16 protein-coding genes are annotated in these 17674 nt (G+C 65.7%); 7 read left to right on the top strand and 9 right to left on the bottom strand.

Going from position 1 to position 17674, the window contains the following annotated elements:
• Nucleotides 1-77: 77 nt before the first annotated feature.
• Nucleotides 78-1772 carry a methyl-accepting chemotaxis protein gene (locus NCS58_RS18315; protein ID WP_061115756.1) on the top strand — a complete coding sequence of 565 codons (1695 nt, stop codon included), beginning with the start codon at nucleotides 78-80 and terminating at the stop codon, nucleotides 1770-1772.
• Nucleotides 1773-1779: 7 nt separating this feature from the next.
• Here NCS58_RS18315 and NCS58_RS18310 read toward each other — a convergent pair whose 3' ends face one another.
• The 5 genes from NCS58_RS18310 to NCS58_RS18290 form a co-directional block, all read right to left on the bottom strand.
• Nucleotides 1780-2775, bottom strand: a complete 996-nt coding sequence (locus NCS58_RS18310) for an MDR family oxidoreductase (RefSeq protein WP_061116066.1) — start codon at nucleotides 2773-2775, stop codon at nucleotides 1780-1782.
• Between the two features lie 59 nt (nucleotides 2776-2834).
• Nucleotides 2835-3272 (bottom strand): PRC-barrel domain-containing protein, encoded by a 438-nt coding sequence (locus NCS58_RS18305; RefSeq protein WP_061115757.1) that lies wholly within the window; start codon nucleotides 3270-3272, stop codon nucleotides 2835-2837.
• A gap of 178 nt (nucleotides 3273-3450) precedes the next feature.
• The gene (locus NCS58_RS18300; protein ID WP_061115758.1) at nucleotides 3451-3666 is read right to left on the bottom strand and encodes a DUF2945 domain-containing protein; all 216 of its coding nucleotides are present in this window, start codon (nucleotides 3664-3666) and stop codon (nucleotides 3451-3453) included.
• Between the two features lie 56 nt (nucleotides 3667-3722).
• Nucleotides 3723-4145 carry a DUF1810 domain-containing protein gene (locus NCS58_RS18295; RefSeq protein ID WP_061115759.1) on the bottom strand — a complete coding sequence of 141 codons (423 nt, stop codon included), beginning with the start codon at nucleotides 4143-4145 and terminating at the stop codon, nucleotides 3723-3725.
• 10 nt (nucleotides 4146-4155) lie between these two features.
• The gene (locus tag NCS58_RS18290; protein ID WP_061115760.1) at nucleotides 4156-5061 is read right to left on the bottom strand and encodes an aldo/keto reductase; all 906 of its coding nucleotides are present in this window, start codon (nucleotides 5059-5061) and stop codon (nucleotides 4156-4158) included.
• A 261-nt stretch (nucleotides 5062-5322) separates the two neighbouring features.
• Between NCS58_RS18290 and NCS58_RS18285 the strand changes: the two genes are divergently transcribed.
• Nucleotides 5323-6561: a glycosyltransferase family 9 protein gene (locus NCS58_RS18285; protein WP_250477426.1), complete on the top strand. Its 1239-nt coding sequence runs from the start codon at nucleotides 5323-5325 to the stop codon at nucleotides 6559-6561.
• Here the strand turns inward: NCS58_RS18285 and NCS58_RS18280 are convergent.
• The 3 genes from NCS58_RS18280 to NCS58_RS18270 are packed head-to-tail and all read right to left on the bottom strand — an operon-like array spanning nucleotide 6521 to nucleotide 9900.
• Entirely contained in the window at nucleotides 6521-8290 is a 1770-nt protein-coding gene (locus NCS58_RS18280; RefSeq protein ID WP_061115762.1) for a chloride channel protein, read from the bottom strand. The two genes, NCS58_RS18285 and NCS58_RS18280, sit on opposite strands and share 41 nt — an antisense overlap.
• A gap of 19 nt (nucleotides 8291-8309) precedes the next feature.
• Nucleotides 8310-8720 carry a MarR family winged helix-turn-helix transcriptional regulator gene (locus NCS58_RS18275; protein ID WP_061115763.1) on the bottom strand — a complete coding sequence of 137 codons (411 nt, stop codon included), beginning with the start codon at nucleotides 8718-8720 and terminating at the stop codon, nucleotides 8310-8312.
• Between the two features lie 25 nt (nucleotides 8721-8745).
• On the bottom strand, nucleotides 8746-9900 hold the full coding sequence (locus tag NCS58_RS18270; RefSeq protein ID WP_061115764.1) for an HPP family protein: 1155 nt from the start codon (nucleotides 9898-9900) through the stop codon (nucleotides 8746-8748).
• Nucleotides 9901-10100: 200 nt separating this feature from the next.
• Between NCS58_RS18270 and NCS58_RS18265 the strand changes: the two genes are divergently transcribed.
• The gene (locus tag NCS58_RS18265; protein ID WP_250477425.1) at nucleotides 10101-11972 is read left to right on the top strand and encodes a DUF3857 and transglutaminase domain-containing protein; all 1872 of its coding nucleotides are present in this window, start codon (nucleotides 10101-10103) and stop codon (nucleotides 11970-11972) included.
• A gap of 3 nt (nucleotides 11973-11975) precedes the next feature.
• On the opposite strand, the gene NCS58_RS18260 is transcribed toward NCS58_RS18265, so the two are convergent.
• Nucleotides 11976-13922: an SUMF1/EgtB/PvdO family nonheme iron enzyme gene (locus NCS58_RS18260; RefSeq protein WP_061115765.1), complete on the bottom strand. Its 1947-nt coding sequence runs from the start codon at nucleotides 13920-13922 to the stop codon at nucleotides 11976-11978.
• Nucleotides 13923-14238: 316 nt separating this feature from the next.
• On the opposite strand from NCS58_RS18260, the gene NCS58_RS18255 reads away from it, so the two are divergent.
• The 4 genes from NCS58_RS18255 to NCS58_RS18240 all read left to right on the top strand — a co-directional run bounded on the left by NCS58_RS18255 (nucleotide 14239) and on the right by NCS58_RS18240 (nucleotide 17571).
• Entirely contained in the window at nucleotides 14239-14679 is a 441-nt protein-coding gene (locus NCS58_RS18255) for a DUF4399 domain-containing protein (protein ID WP_061115766.1), read from the top strand.
• Nucleotides 14680-14706: 27 nt separating this feature from the next.
• On the top strand, nucleotides 14707-15165 hold the full coding sequence (locus NCS58_RS18250) for a DUF4399 domain-containing protein (RefSeq protein ID WP_061116068.1): 459 nt from the start codon (nucleotides 14707-14709) through the stop codon (nucleotides 15163-15165).
• A gap of 340 nt (nucleotides 15166-15505) precedes the next feature.
• On the top strand, nucleotides 15506-15805 hold the full coding sequence (locus NCS58_RS18245) for a hypothetical protein (protein WP_061116069.1): 300 nt from the start codon (nucleotides 15506-15508) through the stop codon (nucleotides 15803-15805).
• Nucleotides 15806-16122: 317 nt separating this feature from the next.
• Complete coding sequence (locus tag NCS58_RS18240) at nucleotides 16123-17571, top strand: efflux transporter outer membrane subunit (protein ID WP_061116070.1); 1449 nt, start codon at nucleotides 16123-16125, stop codon at nucleotides 17569-17571.
• The last annotated feature ends 103 nt before the right edge of the window (nucleotides 17572-17674 follow it).

Genomic DNA, 17674 nt, shown 5'->3' with positions numbered 1-17674 from the left:
CTCGTGCGGGGCAGTCCGCGCGAAGCGCGCGCACGACGCCGTATGTCCCTTGAACGGACCCTGAGAGAACCTGAAACATGAACCTGAAGAACATCACGATCAAGAACAAGCTGGTTGCTGGATTCGGTATTCTGGCCGTATTGGTGGTGCTTGTGGCAGGCATGTCCCTGCGCGCGCTATCCGTCGCGTCAGACGGCTTCGCGCACTACGTGAACGGCATCAACGCGCGCGCCGACGTGGCCAGCCAGCTTCGCACCGCCGTCGACCGGCGCGCCATCGCCGCGCGCAATCTCGTGCTCGTCACGAAACCTTCCGATATCGATCTCGAGAAAGCCAACGTCACGCGTGCGCACGAGGACGTGCAGGCGCGCCTGAAGCAACTGAACGACATGATCGCCGCCGCGACCGATACCAGCGAAAAGGCGAAGAGCCTCGTCGCCGAGATGGGACGCGTGGAGACCCTGTACGGGCCGGTCGCGACGAATATCGCCGGACTTGCGCTCGCGGGCAAGCGCGACGAGGCGATCCAAAAAATGGACGACGAATGCCGCCCGCTGCTCGCGCAACTGGTCAAGGCCACCGACGATTACGCGACCTACACCGCCGCGCGCCGCGAGGACATCGTGCGCGCTGACGCGGCCAGCTATCGGATGCAACGCAACGTGCTGATCGCGCTCTGCGCGGCCGCGGCGCTCTTCGCGGTCGGTGCGGGCATCGCGATCACGCGCTCGATCACGACGCCGATCGGCAAAGCGGTCGGCATCGCGCAGACGGTGGCGCGCGGCGATCTGACGAGCCATATCGTCGCCGATGCGAAGGACGAAACCGGCGACCTGTTGCGCGCGCTCGCGACGATGAACGCGCGCCTCACCGAAACCGTGGGCCGCGTGCGCGAAGGCAGCGGCGCGGTCGGCGGCGCGGCGAAGGAGCTCGCGACCGGCAACACCGATCTGAGCCAGCGCACCGAAGAGCAGGCCGCTTCCTTGCAGGAGACGGCGGCGAGCATGGAAGAGCTCACGTCGACGGTGCGCCAGAACGCCGCGAACGCGCAGCAGGCGAGTTCGCTCGCGTCGAATGCATCGGATATCGCGAGGAAAGGCAGCGATGTCGTCGGCCGCGTGGTTGCGACGATGAACGGCATCAGCGACAGCTCCGACAAGATCGCGGAGATCACGGGCATCATCGAAGGCATCGCATTTCAGACGAACATTCTCGCGCTCAACGCGGCGGTCGAAGCGGCGCGGGCAGGCGAGCAGGGCCGGGGCTTCGCGGTCGTCGCAAGCGAAGTGCGCAGTCTCGCGCAGCGCTCGTCGACGGCGGCGAAGGAGATCAAGGAACTGATCGCGGCCTCCACGGACAAGGTGCGCGACGGTTCCGTGCTGGCGGGCGAAGCAGGCACGACGATGACCGAGGTGACGCAGGCCGTCGCGCGCGTGACGGACATCATGCAGGAGATCGCGGCGGCTTCGGCGGAGCAGGGACGCGGCATCGAGCAGGTGAATCTTGCCATCACGCAGATGGACGAAGTCACGCAGCAGAACGCGGCGCTGGTGGAAGAAGCGGCCGCGGCGGCATCGTCGCTCGAAGAACAGGGACGCAGGCTCAACGAAGCGGTCGCGTTCTTCACGGTGGACGCGCCGGCATCGACGTTCACGCGCTCTGAGACGCACGTGGCCCGCGCGCCGGTTGCGAAGTCCGCACCTCGCGTTGCCCGGGTCGCTCAGATTGCGGTCGCGAAGCCGGCGACCACCGACGGCTGGAGCACCTTCTGACGCCGGTTCAGGCGTTCACATCGACGATGACGCGGCCCTTCACTTCGCCGCGCAGCAAGCGCGCGGCGACATCGGGCGCATCCGCGAGCGCGACGGTGGTCGCGACGCTTTCGATGGTCGCGACCGGCACTTCGTCGGCGATCGCCTTCCACGCCGCGACGCGCCGCTCGCGCGGCACGTAGACACTGTCCACGCCCAGCAAGGCGACGCCGCGCAGGATGAACGGCGCGACGGACGCCGGCAGATCCATGCCTTGCGCGAGCCCGCACGCGGCAACCGCGCCGCCGTAGCGCAAGCTCGCGCAGACGTTCGCGAGCGTATGACTGCCGACGCAATCGACGGCCGCCGCCCAGCGTTCCTTCTGCAGCGGCTTGCCCGGGTCCGAAAGCGTCGCGCGCTCGACGATATCCGCCGCGCCCAGCTCGCGCAGCCGCGCGGCTTCCTCGGGGCGGCCGGTCGACGCGATCACGCGAAAGCCGCGCTTGGCCAGAATCGCGACGGCGAAGCTGCCGACGCCGCCGTTCGCGCCCGTCACGAGCACGTCGCCGTCTTTCGGGCCGATGCCATGTTTTTCGAGTGCCTGCACGCACAGCATCGCGGTATAGCCCGCGGTGCCGACGGCCATCGCCTGGCGCGTCGTGATGTTCGCGGGCAGCGCGATCAGATGGTCGCCCGGCACGCGCGCCTTCTGCGCGAGCCCGCCCCAATGCGTTTCGCCCGCGCCCCAGCCGTTCATCACGACCTTGTCACCGGGCTCGTAATCCGGATGCGAACTCGCCTCGACGACGCCCGCGAAGTCGATGCCCGGCACCATCGGCCACATGCGCACGACCGGCGCCCGGCCGGTGATCGCGAGGCCGTCCTTGTAGTTCAACGTGGAGAAGTCGATGCGCACGAGCACGTCGCCGCCGTCGCCGGACAAAGCCAGGCGCGATTCGTCGATCGACTGAATGGACGCGACCGTGCGGTCGTCCTGTTTGTCGAGCATGAGGGCTTTGAACATCGTCGGATTCCGGAGGAGGTTGAGCGAAAGAGGCGGCGCGCGGCCGCCTCCCGGCAAGCTTAATGATGCTCGAATTCCGCGCGCGGCTTCGGCGTCGCCTTCACCTTGTTGTACTGGAACTCGGGCAGCGCCTTGATCGCGTCCTTGGTCGCGCCCGCGAGCACGAACTGGCCGTTTTTGACGTCGAGTTGATCGATGGGAATCGCGACGTCGTGGCGCGCCACGCCGAGGAACTTGTTCGCGGCGATGATCGCGAACGAAACGGATTTGTCCGGCGCGACGATGATGTCATTGATCACGCCGACGCGTTGTCCCTGATCGTTGACGACGGGTTTGTTGAGGACGGATTTCTTGATGCTCCAGCCATCGATGATGGCCGTCGAGACCTCGACCGATACGCCGAGCGGTTGCGTGCCCGCGACTTGGGCGAAGGATGCCGTGGAAGTCAGGCCGAGTGCCGACGATGCAACGAGCAGTGCCACGAGTTTCGATTTCATTGTTTCGATTCCTCAAAGGATTAGGAAAGCCGTCAATGGAAATGCGCGATTCAAGCTTCCGGCGCGGTAGAAGTTTGAACGTTAATCGTGGATTATGCAGGAACGGTGTCAGCTTGCGCCGCGCGCACTGCAATAGTGCGAACGTGCGGCGCGTGCTGCCGCGGGATTTGAAACGGAATCAATGCAATAGCCGCGTGAGCGCGTCGGCCCTGTGCACGGCGCGCTTGCCGCTCTTGTCGCTTTCGACTTCGAAGTGCGGATCCTCGCGCGACGCGTTGACGGTATGGCCGTCGAGCGTCGTGCGCTCGGTGACGATGCGCACGATATGCCCCGTCGTTTCGCCTTGCGGCGTGTTCCAGCGGACGTGATCGTGCAGCTTGAAAGACTTGCGCATGGCGCTTGGCTCCTGAAGGAACGTGGACGTTTCAGAAGGCGCAACCGCCATGCCCGTCATCGCAGGCGTGCGAGCGTGGCTTCGTCGTCCTGGCCGCCGAAATAGCGGCGCAGCGCTTCCTGAAAGACCCCGGGGTCGTCGGCCGTGTGCGCGAAAAGGGTCATCGACGAATGAAATTTCATGTCGTCCGGATAGCCGAAGATGTCGCCGACGCTGCGCCCCTGCACGCCGCCGACGATGCGCGTCAGCTCGACGAGCCGCGCGCCCAGCACGGGATGCGCGAGATACGCCCGGGCTTCGTCGCGCGACGAGATCGCATAGCGCTGCGCCATCGCGCTGTGCCCGAGGCCGGCGATCTGCGGAAACACGAACCACATCCAGTGCGTGCGCTTGCGGCCGGCCGAGAGTTCGGCGCGCACGTCGTCGATGACGCTCTCCTGCGCGTCGACGAAACGCTGAAGGTCGTAGGGATCGCTCATGGTTCTCTCCTTAAGGGAGCGCGTCGGCGATGCGCTGTCTCATCGCCGCGTCGGGATAAATGCCCATGCCCGCGCGCGCGTTGTCGATCATGTATTCGCGCCGTCCCGTGCCGGGAATGACGCAGGTCACGGCGGCGTTGCCCAGCACGAATTTGAGCAGAAGCTGTGCCCACGACGCGCAGCCGAGTTCCTGTGCGAACGCGGGCAAGGGCCGGTTGCGCAGGCTCGCGAGCAGCGACCCGCCGCCGAACGGCTGATTGACGATCACCGCGACGCCGCGCTCGGCGGCGAGCGGCAGGAGGCGCGCTTCGGCGTCGCGGTCGTTGGCGGCGTAGTTGATCTGCATGAAATCGACGCGCTCCGAGCGCAGCACGGCCTCGACTTGGGCAAATGCGCTCGACGTGTAATGCGTGATGCCGATGTAGCGGATCTTGCCCGCGGCTTTCCAGTCGCGCAGAGTGGCGAGATGCGTGCGCCAGTCGAGCAGGTTGTGAATCTGCATGAGATCGATGCGATCGGTCCGCCAGAGGCGCATCGACTGCTCCATCTGCGCGATGCCGGCCTCGCGTCCGTCGGTCCAGACCTTGGTGGCGATGAACGCCTTGTCGCGCGCGTGCGACTCGGCGAGCAGCGCGCCCGCGACGGCTTCGGAGGAGCCGTACATCGGCGATGAATCGATGACCGAGCCGCCCGCGGCGAAAAGCGCGCCCAGCACGTCGGCGAGCTCGCGGCGACGGGTTGCGTCGTTGCCTGCGTCGAAGGTGCGCCAGGTGCCGCAGCCGACGATGGGCAAGGGCTCGCCGGTTGCGGGGATCGGGCGCTTGTTCATGGGTTGGACGGGCGGTTTGGCTGCAAGGGCGGTTTGTGCGGCGAGCGCGGCGGCGGTGAGGCAGAGGAAATCTCGGCGGGTGGTCATGGGCGGTGAGCGCGGGTTGTGCGATTCGGCTGGGGGAAAAGGCATGTCGCGAATTCCTGCTCGATGACGGTCCGTTCGATTCTTTCGCCGTGAGGAACGCACGATGACGCAAGTTCGTTCCTGCTTTCAGGCCGTTGCGTCTACGTTTGAAGCTATGCTTTTTTGCGTTTCGGACGTTTCGAGGAATTAGCATACCTCGCTCTCGCCAGCGATCTCAGTCCACAATAATCCGCCATGACCCGCCGAAACGATCTGCAAAACATGCAGCCCCTGGAACTGATTCGCACGCTGCGTCTGGCTGGCCGCGCCGCCGAAGCCCGCGCCCTTTGCGCGCAGTTGTCCGCCTGCGACGATCCCGGCTGCGTGATCGCCCAGCTTGGAATCGATTTGAGCTATCTCGGCATGTATGCCGACGCCGAAACGCAACTGAAACGCGCATTAGCGAACGAGTCGCTCTCTTACGTCGATCGCTATATTGTGATCGACGAGTTGTGCGGCGTGCAATTCATCCTCGGCAAGTTTCACGAAGCGCACGAGGGATACCGCGCGCTGCGCGGGCGTGAGTATGCCCAAGCCTTTCACCGTCTGATTATCGGAGATGATCCCGTCTGGCAGGGCGTAGGGGCTGACGATTTCCTCAGCATGGAAGAACCTGTCGCGGGCAAACGGATATTCATTTGCGGGGAGGGCGGTTTCGGCGACTTCGTGCATTTCTCGCGCTACATCGATCTCCTTCTTCGGGACGGGGCGCGTGCGGTCGTCGTGGAGCACATCCCGGCATGGGAAGGCATTTTTCGCCAGAGCGACGACGTGACATTGTCGAAGGCGACAGCCGAGCAGCGCGCGATCGAAATCGAGCGCTGCGATCGCATCACCTTCGGCTTCAGTCTTTACGCGCGATATCAGCGCTCGCCGTACTTTCCTGCGGAGAATCCCGGGGCGCGCATTGCCATCGATCCAGCCAGGGTGTTGTCCGACGAGGCGAGCGCGCAGTTGAGCGTCGAAACGACGCTCCCGAAAATCGGCCTGATCTGGAAAAGCGCGAGCGGCGTGCGTCACGAGCCGTATCGCTCGATTCCGCTGGAGCGCCTCGAATCTGTGCTAACAAGCGGCACCTGTCGTCTCTATTCGCTGCAGGTAGGCGAGATCAGCGAAGAAGAGCGCGCCGTCATGAACCGCCACGGCGTGACCGACATGGCGCCGCATCTCTCGACCTTCGGCGACACCGCTCGCGTGCTCGAAAAGCTGGATCTGCTCATCACCATCGACACGGGCACGGCGCATCTCGCTGGCGCGCTGAATCGCCCCGTCTGGGTGCTGCTGCCGCAGGCATGCGATCCACGCTGGCTCGACTGCCAGCGCTTTACGCCGTGGTATCCGTCGATGCGCCTCTATCGTCAGACCGAGCTCGGCAACTGGGCCCAGCCGCTCGCGGACATGCAGGCCGACCTCGCCGCGCTCAGTGCTTCCGTAGCGCCGTCGTCCGCCGAAAGCCCCTGAAACGCTCGCGCCGATGTTCCTCGTCGAAGTGCGCGCGCGCGGGCTTGACGAGATCGCTGCGCGAAACGATGCCGACGAGCCGCAGCGACTGCTCGTCCGCGACCACCGGAAGGCGCTCCAGTTCATGCACGGCGAGGCGCGTCGCGGCGAGCCGGCACGGCTCACCCGGCAGCGCGAACACGGGCGCGCCACGCTGAAGCTGCTCCAACGCCTCGCCGATGCCCACACTCGCCTGCCCATCCGTCAGCGTCCCGAGCGCCGCCCGATCGAGCATCCCGACGAGCGCGCCGTCTTGCACGACCGGATATGCGCGATGCACCTGATGCGGTCCGAAGTGCTTCGCGAGCACGTCGCTCAAAGGCGTGGCGGCATCGACCGTCAGCACGTCGCGCGTCATGACTTCCTCGACGTGATGACGCTCCAGCGGATCCACGCCGTATTCCCGATAGATGTGATACCCGCGCCGCGCGATCTTCTCGGTCATGATCGAGCGCTTCATCGCGACCGTCGCGAAGCCGTGCGCGACGAGCGTCGCGGCGAGCAGCGGCAACAGCGCGTTCGCATCGTGGGTGAGGCCGAACGCGAAGACGATCGCGGTGAGCGGCGCGCCGAGTGTCGCGCCGAGCGTCGCGGCCATGCACACGAGCGGCCAGAGCGCGGCGTCATGGCCCGGAAGGATCGCGCCGAGCACGGTGCCTAAGCCTGCGCCGAGCATCAGGAGCGGCGCGAGCACGCCGCCCGAGGTCCCCGAGGCGAGCGCGATGACCCAGCTGATCGCCTTCACGGCGAGGATCGACAGCGCCACCTGAATCGCGATGTGCTGATGCAGCAAGTCGCCGATCACGTCATAGCCGACGCCGAGCGCGCGCGGCTCGATGTACCCGCCGATGCCGACGAACACCGCGCCGATCGCAGGCCACCACATCCAGTGGATCGGCAGCTTGCCGAATACGTCTTCGAGCTTGTAGAGCGCCGCCGACAGCCCCGATGCCAGCGCGCCCGACAGCAGCCCGGCCACGAGGCACGAAAGCAGCGAGATCATCTGCGGCGGCTGCGTGTCGAGCGGAAAGAGCGCGCCCGTGCCGAACACCGCGGCGCGCGCGAAACCCGCGACGGCGCAAGCGAGCGCGACCGGCAAAAAGCTGCGCGGACGCCACTCGAAGAGCAGCAGTTCGACCGCGAGCAGCACCGCCGCGACCGGCGTGCCGAACACGGCGGTCATGCCCGCCGCCGCGCCCGCGACGAGCAGCGTCTTGCGCTCGGCGGCCGTCACGTCGAAACATTGCGCGATCAGCGACCCGAGCGCGCCGCCCGTCATGATGATCGGGCCTTCCGCGCCGAACGGCCCGCCGCTGCCGATCACGATGCCCGACGACAACGGCTTCAGAATCGCCACCTTGGGCGACATGCGGCTTTTGCCGAACAGAATCGCTTCGATGGCTTCGGGAATGCCATGGCCGCGAATCTTCTCCGAGCCGAAGCGAGCCATCATCCCGACGATCAGGCCGCCGATCACCGGAATCGCGATTACCCAGGGCCCGAGCGTGTTGAGCGCGGGCGAGCGGTCCGCGATCGAGAACGTGCCGAAGAAAAACAGGTTCGTGAAGAGATGGATGAGCCCGAGGAGCAGGACGGCCGCGAGCGTGGCGATCCCGCCGATGACCGCGGCGAGCCCGCAGATTTTCAGCAGCCGGTCGTTGACCGAAAAGTCGCGTTTGTGATGGTCCATGATCAGCGCTCCAGGATATTCAAAGATCGATGCGCGGCACGCGGAACGCGCCTTCGAGCGACTTCAGCTCCGCGCGATGCAGCGCGGCGAGCCGTTCGAGCACGTCTTCGCCGCGCGCTTCGAGATGCACCCGCACCTGACGGCGATCCTCGTCGCTCGGCGCGCGGCGCACGAGCCCGGCCGCCTCGCAGCGCGTGACGAGCGCCACCACGCCGTGATGATGCGATTGCAGCCGCTCGGCGAGTTCGCCCACCGTCGCCCAGTCGCGGCCCGGATAGCCCTTGATGTGCAGGAGCAGCAGATACTGCAGCGGCGTGATGCCTTCGTCCTGCGCGGCGCGCTCGGAGAAGCGTTCGAAGCGGCGCATCTGATAGCGGAATTCGGACAACTGCTCGAAGTCCGGCTTGTTGAGGTTGCGCGGGGTTGTCATCGGATTCCAGTCAGCGCGGGGCGGTTCAGGCGCTTTTGCGCTCGCCCGCGAACGATTGTCGATAGAGGCCGGAGATCAGGTCGGTCTCGGTGATCATGCCCGCAAGCTGATCGTGCGCGCCGACCACCGGTACGTGGTGGTGCCCGAAGTGCGCGAACATCGGCACCAGCTCGGCGATCGCAGTGTGCGTCTTCACCGTGCAGACGTCCGTCGTCATCAGCGAGGCGACGAGCGGCGGTGTCGTCGACGGGCCGCGCATGACCCGCTCGATCGCGCGCCTCATGCCCTCGACGATGCCGCCGCCGCGCACCGGCGCGAGATCCGCGCGCGTGACGATGCCGCATACGCGGCGCGTCGCGTCGATCACCGGCAGTGCCTTGACGTGATGTTTGTCGATGAGCGCGAGCGCCGCCTGTGCGCTCGTATCGGGCGTCACCGACACGACCGCGCGCGACATGATGTCCGCGCACGTGAACTCGGTAAAACGGCGCGCATAGGCCTGCAACTGCGTCTCGCGAAGAAGCGCTTCGAGATCGTCCGGATCGACATCGAGCATTTCGCTGCGGCGCGAAAGCACGGCTTCGAGATCGGCGCGCGTGAACGAGGCGGCGTCGGGCGGCGCGTTCGCGGGTTGCGGCGCGGCGTGCCCGTGCGGATAGCGATGGCCCGTCAGCGCATGAAACACGATCGCCGACGACAGCAGCGCCGCCGACTGGATCGCCACCGGCGCGACCACGAATCCGAAGCCGAGCGCATGAATCGACGGTCCGCCGAGCACCGCGGTCAGTGCGACCGCGCCCGAAGGCGGATGCACGCAGCGCAGCGCGAACATCGCGCAGATCGCGAGACAGACGGCGAGCGCGGCGGCGTCGATCGGATCGTGCACGAGCATCGCGCAGGCGACGCCGACCGTCGCCGACACGATGTTGCCGCCGATGATCGACCACGGCTGCGCAAGCGGACTCGCCGGCACGGCGAAGAGCAGCACGGCGGAGGCACCCATGGGCGCGATGAGATAGGGAGTGGCCGAGGCATCGCCGATCAGGAGATGCGCGAGCCCGCCCGTCAGCGCAATGCCGATCAGCGCGCCCAGACCGGCGCGCAGCCGCTCGGTCCAGCGCAGCGTGACGGGCGCGGGAAGAAAGCCATGCAGCCAGCGAAGCAATGCGATACGCGACACTTTTTTCAGCGTTCCGGGAAAGTCAGTGGAGGGTCACACTGGCCGGCCGGGTCGATGGCGCGAAAGCAAGCGTGCGACGACCGCAAAATTATATCGCAATATGATACAAATTGTCGCGCGTCGTGGTGCGTCGCGGCTGAACGGACGCGCGCGTCCTCCTGTACGATCACTTATCTCCCGCAGGTCGCGGACACTTCTACATGGCTCGTCGCTTCATTTCCGGTCTGGCGTGCGTCATCGTCGGCGCGTGCACGTGGTCGTGCGCGGCCGCCGCAACGGACGACGATCCGTCGACCCTCGTCAGCGACGTTCACGAGTTCGTCGTCGCCGCCGATGGCTCGCTGACCGAAGACGACACCGCCGTGCTGCGCGCGAATACGTCGGCGGGCGTCGACGAGATCGCGCAGCGTTACGTCTGGTACGACAGGAGCGTGTCGAAGGTGGATATCGTCGAGGCGTATTCCGTCGATGCGAACGGCGCGCGCCACGACGTCTCGCCCGGGCAGATCCGCGATATTCAGGAGCCGCGCTCGGCGGGCGCGCCCACGTTTCAGGACGCGAAACTGCGCGCGGTGATCTTCCCGGCGGTGGGCATCGGCTCGACGGTGCATTTGCGCGCCCGCAAGAGCCAGGCGGCGGCGGTGATTCCCGGGCAGTTCAACTATTACGTCGATCCGGGGCAACGGCCCGTGTTGCAGCAGCGGCTCGTCTTCGATCTGCCGGCGGACAAGCCGCTTTTCGCCGATGCGCGCGGCTATGTCGCCGAGCCGCCCGTCACGGAAAACGGCCGCACGCGTCATGCGTTCACGTATCGGCGCGAGCGTATCGCGCGCATCGAAAGCGGCTCGGTGGGTTATGCCCAGTACGGCGACCGCCTGATGGTCACGACCTTCCCCGATTACGCGAGCTTCGCGAAGCGCTATCGGGAAGCGGCCGCGGACCCGGGAACGGACGATCCCGCCATCCGCGCACTCGCGCAATCGCTCACGCAGAACGACACCGACGACCGCGCGAAAGCCAGAACGCTCTACGACTGGGTGCGCCACACGATCCGCTACGTCGCGATGTTCATCGGCCAGAGTCCCGCCGTGCCGCATCGCGTGACCGAAGTGCTCGCGAACCGCTACGGCGATTGCAAGGATGACGTCGCGCTCTACGGTGCGCTGCTCGATGCCGTCGGCATTCGCAACGAGCCCGCGCTGATCGGCCTCGGCTCGGTCTATACGCTGCCGTCGGTGCCGGGCTACGGTTCGGGCGCGATCAATCACATCGTCACGTGGCTGCCGGATCTGAACACGTATGCGGACAGCACCGCGTCGAGCGTCGAGTTCGGCTTTCTGCCGCTCGCGGACATGGATCGCCCCGCGCTGCTCGTGAACACCGGCGTGCTCGCCCGCACGCCCGCGACCCAGCCGCTCGCGCGCACGGCGCGGCTGCAGATCGAGGTCGCGCCGCAAGGCGAGGCGAGCTTCGCGTACTGGGTGGAAGATTCGGGATGGAGCGCGGAGATCGAGCGGATGAACCTGCGGCTCGCGAACGCGCAGCGGCGCGACCAGATCGCGGCGGACCGGCTGCGCTACACGAACCTGCGCGGCGCGGGCGCCCTGACGACGAGCGATGTCGATGCAACCGGCGGCCCATTCGCGACGACCTTGCGCGGCACGCTCGACGATGTCGTCTGGCCGACCGGCACGACGGCGTTGCCCGCGCTCACGAGCCTGTCGGGCGGCATCGCGACGGCGACGCGCAACTGGCTCGCCGAGCGCACGCGCACGCAGCCGTATCTGTGCATCGGCGGCACGTTCGACGAGGTCTCGCAGATCACGCTGCCGAAAACGATGCGCGTCGCCGAGGTGCCCGTCGATCAGGATCTGACGAGCGATTTCTTCCGCTACCGCTCGCGCTATCTTTTCGATCCGTCGACCAACGTCGTCCAGATTTCGCGCACGCTGGAAGCACGCTTCGGCAAGCAGGTCTGCACGCCCGACGAATTCCGGGCGGCGCTTCCCGCGCTGAAGACAATCGAGCGGGATGCGCAGGCGCAGATCATCGTCAAGGCAGCCGGCCGGTGAAGCTCACTCCATGTCCCGCGCGACGCGAAAGCCGTTCTGCGACTGCCGCACGCTCGAACTGTATTTGAAGCGCGTCGCCGACTGCATGTAGGGCGCGCCTTCGCGCCACGAGCCGCCGCGAATCACGCGCACGGAGCAAGACGGATCGTCCCAGGCGCGGCCATCGACGGGCGCGTTCCTGTACGAGCTATGCCAGCAATCGGCGACCCATTCCCAGACGCTGCCGTTCATGTCGTACAGGCCATAGGGATTCGCCGCGAACGATCCGACGGGCGTCGGCGCATCGGGTTTGTACGGGTCGCCGCAATCCTTGCAGTCGGCCGTGCCCTTCTTCATCTGATCGCCCCACCAGTACGTGGATTGCGTGCCGCCGCGCGCGGCGTATTCCCATTCCGCTTCCGTCGGCAGGCGATACGGCTTGCCGCCCACCTTGCTCAGCCATTTGACGTAGACCTGCGCGTCGTCCCAGCTCACGTTGCGCATCGGCGCGTTGCCGGGCGGCGGTGTCGCCGACTCGCCCTCCGCCGCCACGCGCGTGCACGCGCCCGCATCGGCGCAGGCGTTCCATTGCTCGACCGTGACTTCGTATTTACCGATGGCGAACGCCCGCCCGATCGACACCCGATGCGGCGGCTTCTCGGCCGGATCATCGTTGTTGCTGCCCATCGTGAAGCTGCCGGACGAAAGCGGAATCAGGATGGGGCATGCCGGGCAATCCTTGATCTCGCCGCCGCTCGCCGTCTTCGCCGCAGGCTTCGTGGTGATGGCGGCGGGCGGCGCGGTCACAGCGGCGGCGGGCGCGGCCGGCGGGCTCGGGCGAGGCTTTTCCGGCGCGGCCGCGGTCGCCGGCGCGGATGGCGGAGGCTTCGGCGTCGGGGCGGCGGGCGTCGCCGTCGCCGCCGGGGGCGCCGCTGGCGACGATGCCGCTGGTTTAGCGTTGCCCGCCGCGCGCAGACGCTCGATGCGCGCCTTGGCGAGCGTGGCGAAACGCCCGTTCGGATATGCCTTCAGATACGCCTCGTAATCGCCCGGATAGGTGCTGTCCTTGATCGATTCCCAGAACGTCAGTTCGTACTGCTCGTTGCTGTCCTTAGGAAGGATGCCGCGCGTGCGCACGGCATTGGCGGAATCGGCGGGAAAGATGGCGTTCGCGTCCGCGATGCGCGCGTTCACCGATGCCTCCGCGATCGGAAAGCCCGCATCGAGCGTCGACGCGATCCACGGCCGCTGCCCGCCGCGCGATGCCTGCGTGACATCGGACGCAGCCGCCGCGAACGTCGACGACGTTACCGGTGAACGCGTGCCCAGCGCGCGCAAGAGCGCCGCGGTATAGCGTCCGTTGCGCTCGCCTTCTATCGCGGCATCGCCGGGCGCGGCGGCATAAGCGACGAGCGTGCGCGGCGGCAGCGTCCACGTCCGCGCGTTCGCTTTCTCGAAAGGATCGGTGAGGCACATGTCGAGCACGACGATGTTCGCCGCGCCCGGGCGCACGCGCGTCATGCGCTCGACGATTTCTTTCGCGGAGAGCGCATCCCGCACGAGCGTCGCGGGACGGCGCTCGCGTGCGCCGAGCGGCACGAGCAACGCGTCGCCGCCCGCTTGAAGTCCGTGGCCGGCGAAATAGACGAGCGCCGTATCGTTCGGGCCAAGGTGCGCGGCGAAGGCATCGAGTGCCTCGCGCATTGCCGCTTCATCGAGGTTCGTGCGGTGCGTGACGTGAAAGCCGAGGGCGCCGAGCGCTTTGCTTATGTCATCGGCATCGTGCGATGCGCTCGCGAGCGGATGGTCGACATAGTCTGCATTGCCGATCACGAGCGCGAGATGCCTGGGCGCGTGCGCGGTCGTCGCGGTAGAAGGAGAAGACAGCGCTGCGACAGACGCCGCGCTCGCTGGTGCGGGGGCGAGGCCGATCGTCAGCAGCACGCCCGCGATAAGAAGAGTTCGCCACATATTCACACCCTGTCCGTCCGGCTTTGAGTGGAGGGCATCGTGCTGCATTCGGGCCCGATGCCGAGGCTCTGCGTCCAGCACTACCAACGATAGCACGCACTCACGCGCCGCTTAATCCCCTGAAGGGAGGTATCCGTCATGAGGGCTGAAGGACACCCCTGTGTACGTATCTTTTTTAAACGTTACGTCCTAATCTAAAAGCCAACGACGGTGCATCACGCAACCCGCATCACGCTCCGGGCACGAGCGTTCGCACGTGCAAGGAACGTTTTCCCTGGCCCATCCGCGAGGCCTTTCAACGAGAGGCGTGCATAACATGCTGAGAAGAACCGTGCTTGGCGCGCTGGCTTCCCTGGCCGCACTGGCCGCCGATTCGTCGTTCTCCGCCGCCGCGCGTGCGCGCACGCCCGCTCCGCCGAACGCCGAGGCGTACATCATCTGGCCGCCGGACGGCGCCGTGATTTCGGGCGGCAAGCTCTGGGTGCGCATGGGCTTGCGCAACATGGGCATCTGTCCGAAGGGCGTCGATCTTCCGAACGTGGGGCATCACCATCTGCTGGTCGATGCGGATCTGCCGCCGCTCGATCAGGAGATACCGTCCGACCGCAACCATCTGCATTACGGCGCGGGCGAAACCGATGCGCGCCTCGAACTGCCGCCGGGCAAGCACACCCTGCAGTTGCTGATGGGCGACTACAACCACATTCCGCATGATCCGCCGGTGTATTCGAAGAAGATCACGATCACCGTGAAATGAGCTGTGCACTTGCCGAGGGCACATGACATGAAAAAACGATCCGCTGACGCACTCGCGCTCGCGCGTTCGCTCCTCGTTGCGGCCGCGCTGGCGACGGCGATCGCCGCGCCTTGCGCGTTCGCCGGGCCGACGCCCGCGCCCGCCAACGCCTATGCGTACATCGGCTATCCGAACGACGGGCAGACCTTGCCCGCGGGCAAGCCCTTCAAGGTCTGGTTCGGGCTGCGCTTCATGGGTGTCGCGCCGCGCGGCGTGAAGTTTCCGAACACGGGGCATCATCATTTGCTGATCGATGTCGACTTGCCGCCGATGGATCAGGAGATTCCATCGGATCGCAATCACCTGCACTACGGCGCCGGCGAAACCGAAACGATGCTCGAACTGCCGCCGGGCAAGCACACGATTCAGCTTCTGATGGGCGATGACAAGCACATACCGCATAACCCGCCTGTCTATTCCAAGAAGATCACGATCTACGTCAAATGAGTTCGGGCGCCGAGTGAGGCACTGAGCGGCGCCTTTCCCGATTTCTTTTATCGACTTCGATTCCGCGCGCTGTATGGCGGAGGGAAACGCTCGTGAGTGCAATCCGTAGGGGTGTCGCTTGACAACCGACAGTGCAATAGCGAAGTGTTGGGGGAACAGCACCACGAAGGCGCGGATGCCGGCGCAGCATCGAATGATCGAAGCCTTGCACAGCAACGCACACGGCGAAAAGCAGCCGACGCCCGATGTAATTGGCACACCCTATGCATTACATGGTCGCGAGCAGACAAGTTGCTCGAAGCCACCACCGAAACGCGCGACGCGCACCCAAGGAGCGGAAATGAAGACGCTGATCATCAAGGACCTTCCCGTCACCGAAGAACTGGACAGCCGCGCGATGTCCGCGGTGCGCGGCGGCTATGCGACCCTGTTCCCCGGTTATATCTCGATGAACGGGGCGACGCTCTCGATGCCGTTCAACCCGCAGCAGATCATCAACCAGACGCAGACCACGTTCAACCAGAACGGCAGCAACATCGCGTTCGCCGAGGCGCTGAAGTCGCAATCGACGGTCGCGCCGACGCAGGACGCGAAGAACATCGCCAACGTCAACTTCGGTGTGGCGGGCAACCTCGCGTGAGGCGAACGCCGCGAGGAATGAACCGGATGCCGGTGCGGTAAGCATTCATGCAGTCATGCAGTCGGCAGTAAAAGCGGGGCACGGGGAGCTCTGCTGTAACACCGCCCGCGACATCGGGCGCTGCGGTTCGGCCGGGGTCGCATCCCGCCGGACCGCGTCACGAAGCGCGACGTGCCACAGAGCACGCGCGCGCCACGTGACTTAACCCGTATGGAGTCCCGGCGCGCCGTGTGATTTACTTGAAGGACCGAACGGCCGGCGCCGCGCTTCTCACCCATCAAACTGACCGTCGGTGCGCGTTCACCGGGAGCGAGATCGTGCGAGCCTTGTTGCCATCGTTGCGCGTGACCATCAGGCGCGAGTGGGCCGTGCTGCCAGGGCTGATTGCCGCTGTGTTGCTGTCCGGCTGTATCGACTTGAAGGTGCCGACTTATCAGCGGCCCGACACACCCGAGAAAACCGCCTTCACGAAGATCGACGCAGCGAAGGTCGCCGCGGCCGACACGATACAGCCCGACTGGTGGAAGCAGTTTCACGATCCGACTCTGGACGCGCTGGTGGAGAAGGCCATCAACGGCAACTTCGATATCAAGGTGCTGGCCGCACGCATCCAGGTGGCAGGCGCGCAGATCGGCGAGGCGCGTGCGGGCGCGTTGCCGTCGATGGATCTCGGCGCGGGCGCGAGCTTCGAAAAGACGACCGGCCAGCCGTTCTCGAAACAGTACAACCTCGCGACGCAGGTGAGTTGGGACATCGACATCTGGGGCTCGGTCCAGAAGGGCGTGCAGGCGCAGAAAGCCGAATTTCGCGCAACCGAAGCGGACTGGCGCGCGGGCTATCTCGAACTCGTCGCGCTCGTATCGACGACATACTTCCAGATACTCCAGTTCGACGATCAGATCGAGCAGCAGAAGCAGACCATCGCAACGAACCAGCAGATCCTGACGATCTTCGAAGGCATGCAGAAGAACGGCCTCGTGCCGAAGACGCAGGTGCTCACGCAGCGTGCGGAACTGAATCGTCTGACGCGCGAGTTGCTGGAACTGCGCCGCTCGCGCGACCTCGCGAATAACGCGCTCTCGACGCTGATCGGCGTGCCCGCGGGCGAGTTCAGAATGCCCGACGGCAAGCTCCAAAAGCGCGTGCAGATTCCCCCGGTGCCGGGCGGACTGCCGTCGCAGTTGCTCGCGCGCCGTCCCGATCTCATCGCGGCCGAATATCGCGTGCTCGAAGCCTACGACCTCGTCGGGCAGGCGAAGCTCGCGCAACTGCCGACCATCAACCTGACCGGGCGTGGCGGCACGGCGAGCTTTCAGTTGACCGATCTGTTGAAGATGTTCACGTTGAGCTTCGTGCCGAGCATCAATATCCCGATTCTCGATCCGTCGGTGCGCGCGCACGTGAAGACGACCGAAGCGCAGACGACGGTCGCGGAACAGCAATATCGCAGCACGGTGATGAACGCCTTCGAGGAAGTGGAGAACGCGCTCGTCAATCTCGATTCGCACACGAAGCAGCGCGTCGAGTTGCAGCAGGAAGTCGATCAGTTGACGGTGGTCGCCGCGCAGATCGACGCGCAACTGAAAGAAGGCGTGATCTCGCAACTCCAGGTGTTCGAGACGGAGCGCACGCTCCTCGCGGCGCAACTCGCGCTGCTCGCGAACCATCAGCAGATTCTTTCCGACACCGTGACGCTCTATAAGGCGTTAGGCGGCGGCTGGCCGATGATCGATGTGCAAAGCGCAAGCAAGGACACGACGAAGTGAAGCGCTTCATTCATTGTCTCCTTCGCAATGATATGAATAACTAACGATCGTTCCAGGATGGCTCGCCATTTGCGTGACGAACCGGTGCCGCACGATTGACTAC

Source organism: Caballeronia sp. INML3B (assembly GCF_023631305.1).
GTDB classification, from domain to species: domain Bacteria; phylum Pseudomonadota; class Gammaproteobacteria; order Burkholderiales; family Burkholderiaceae; genus Caballeronia; species Caballeronia turbans.
This window is presented reverse-complemented; position numbering and strand designations above follow the sequence as displayed.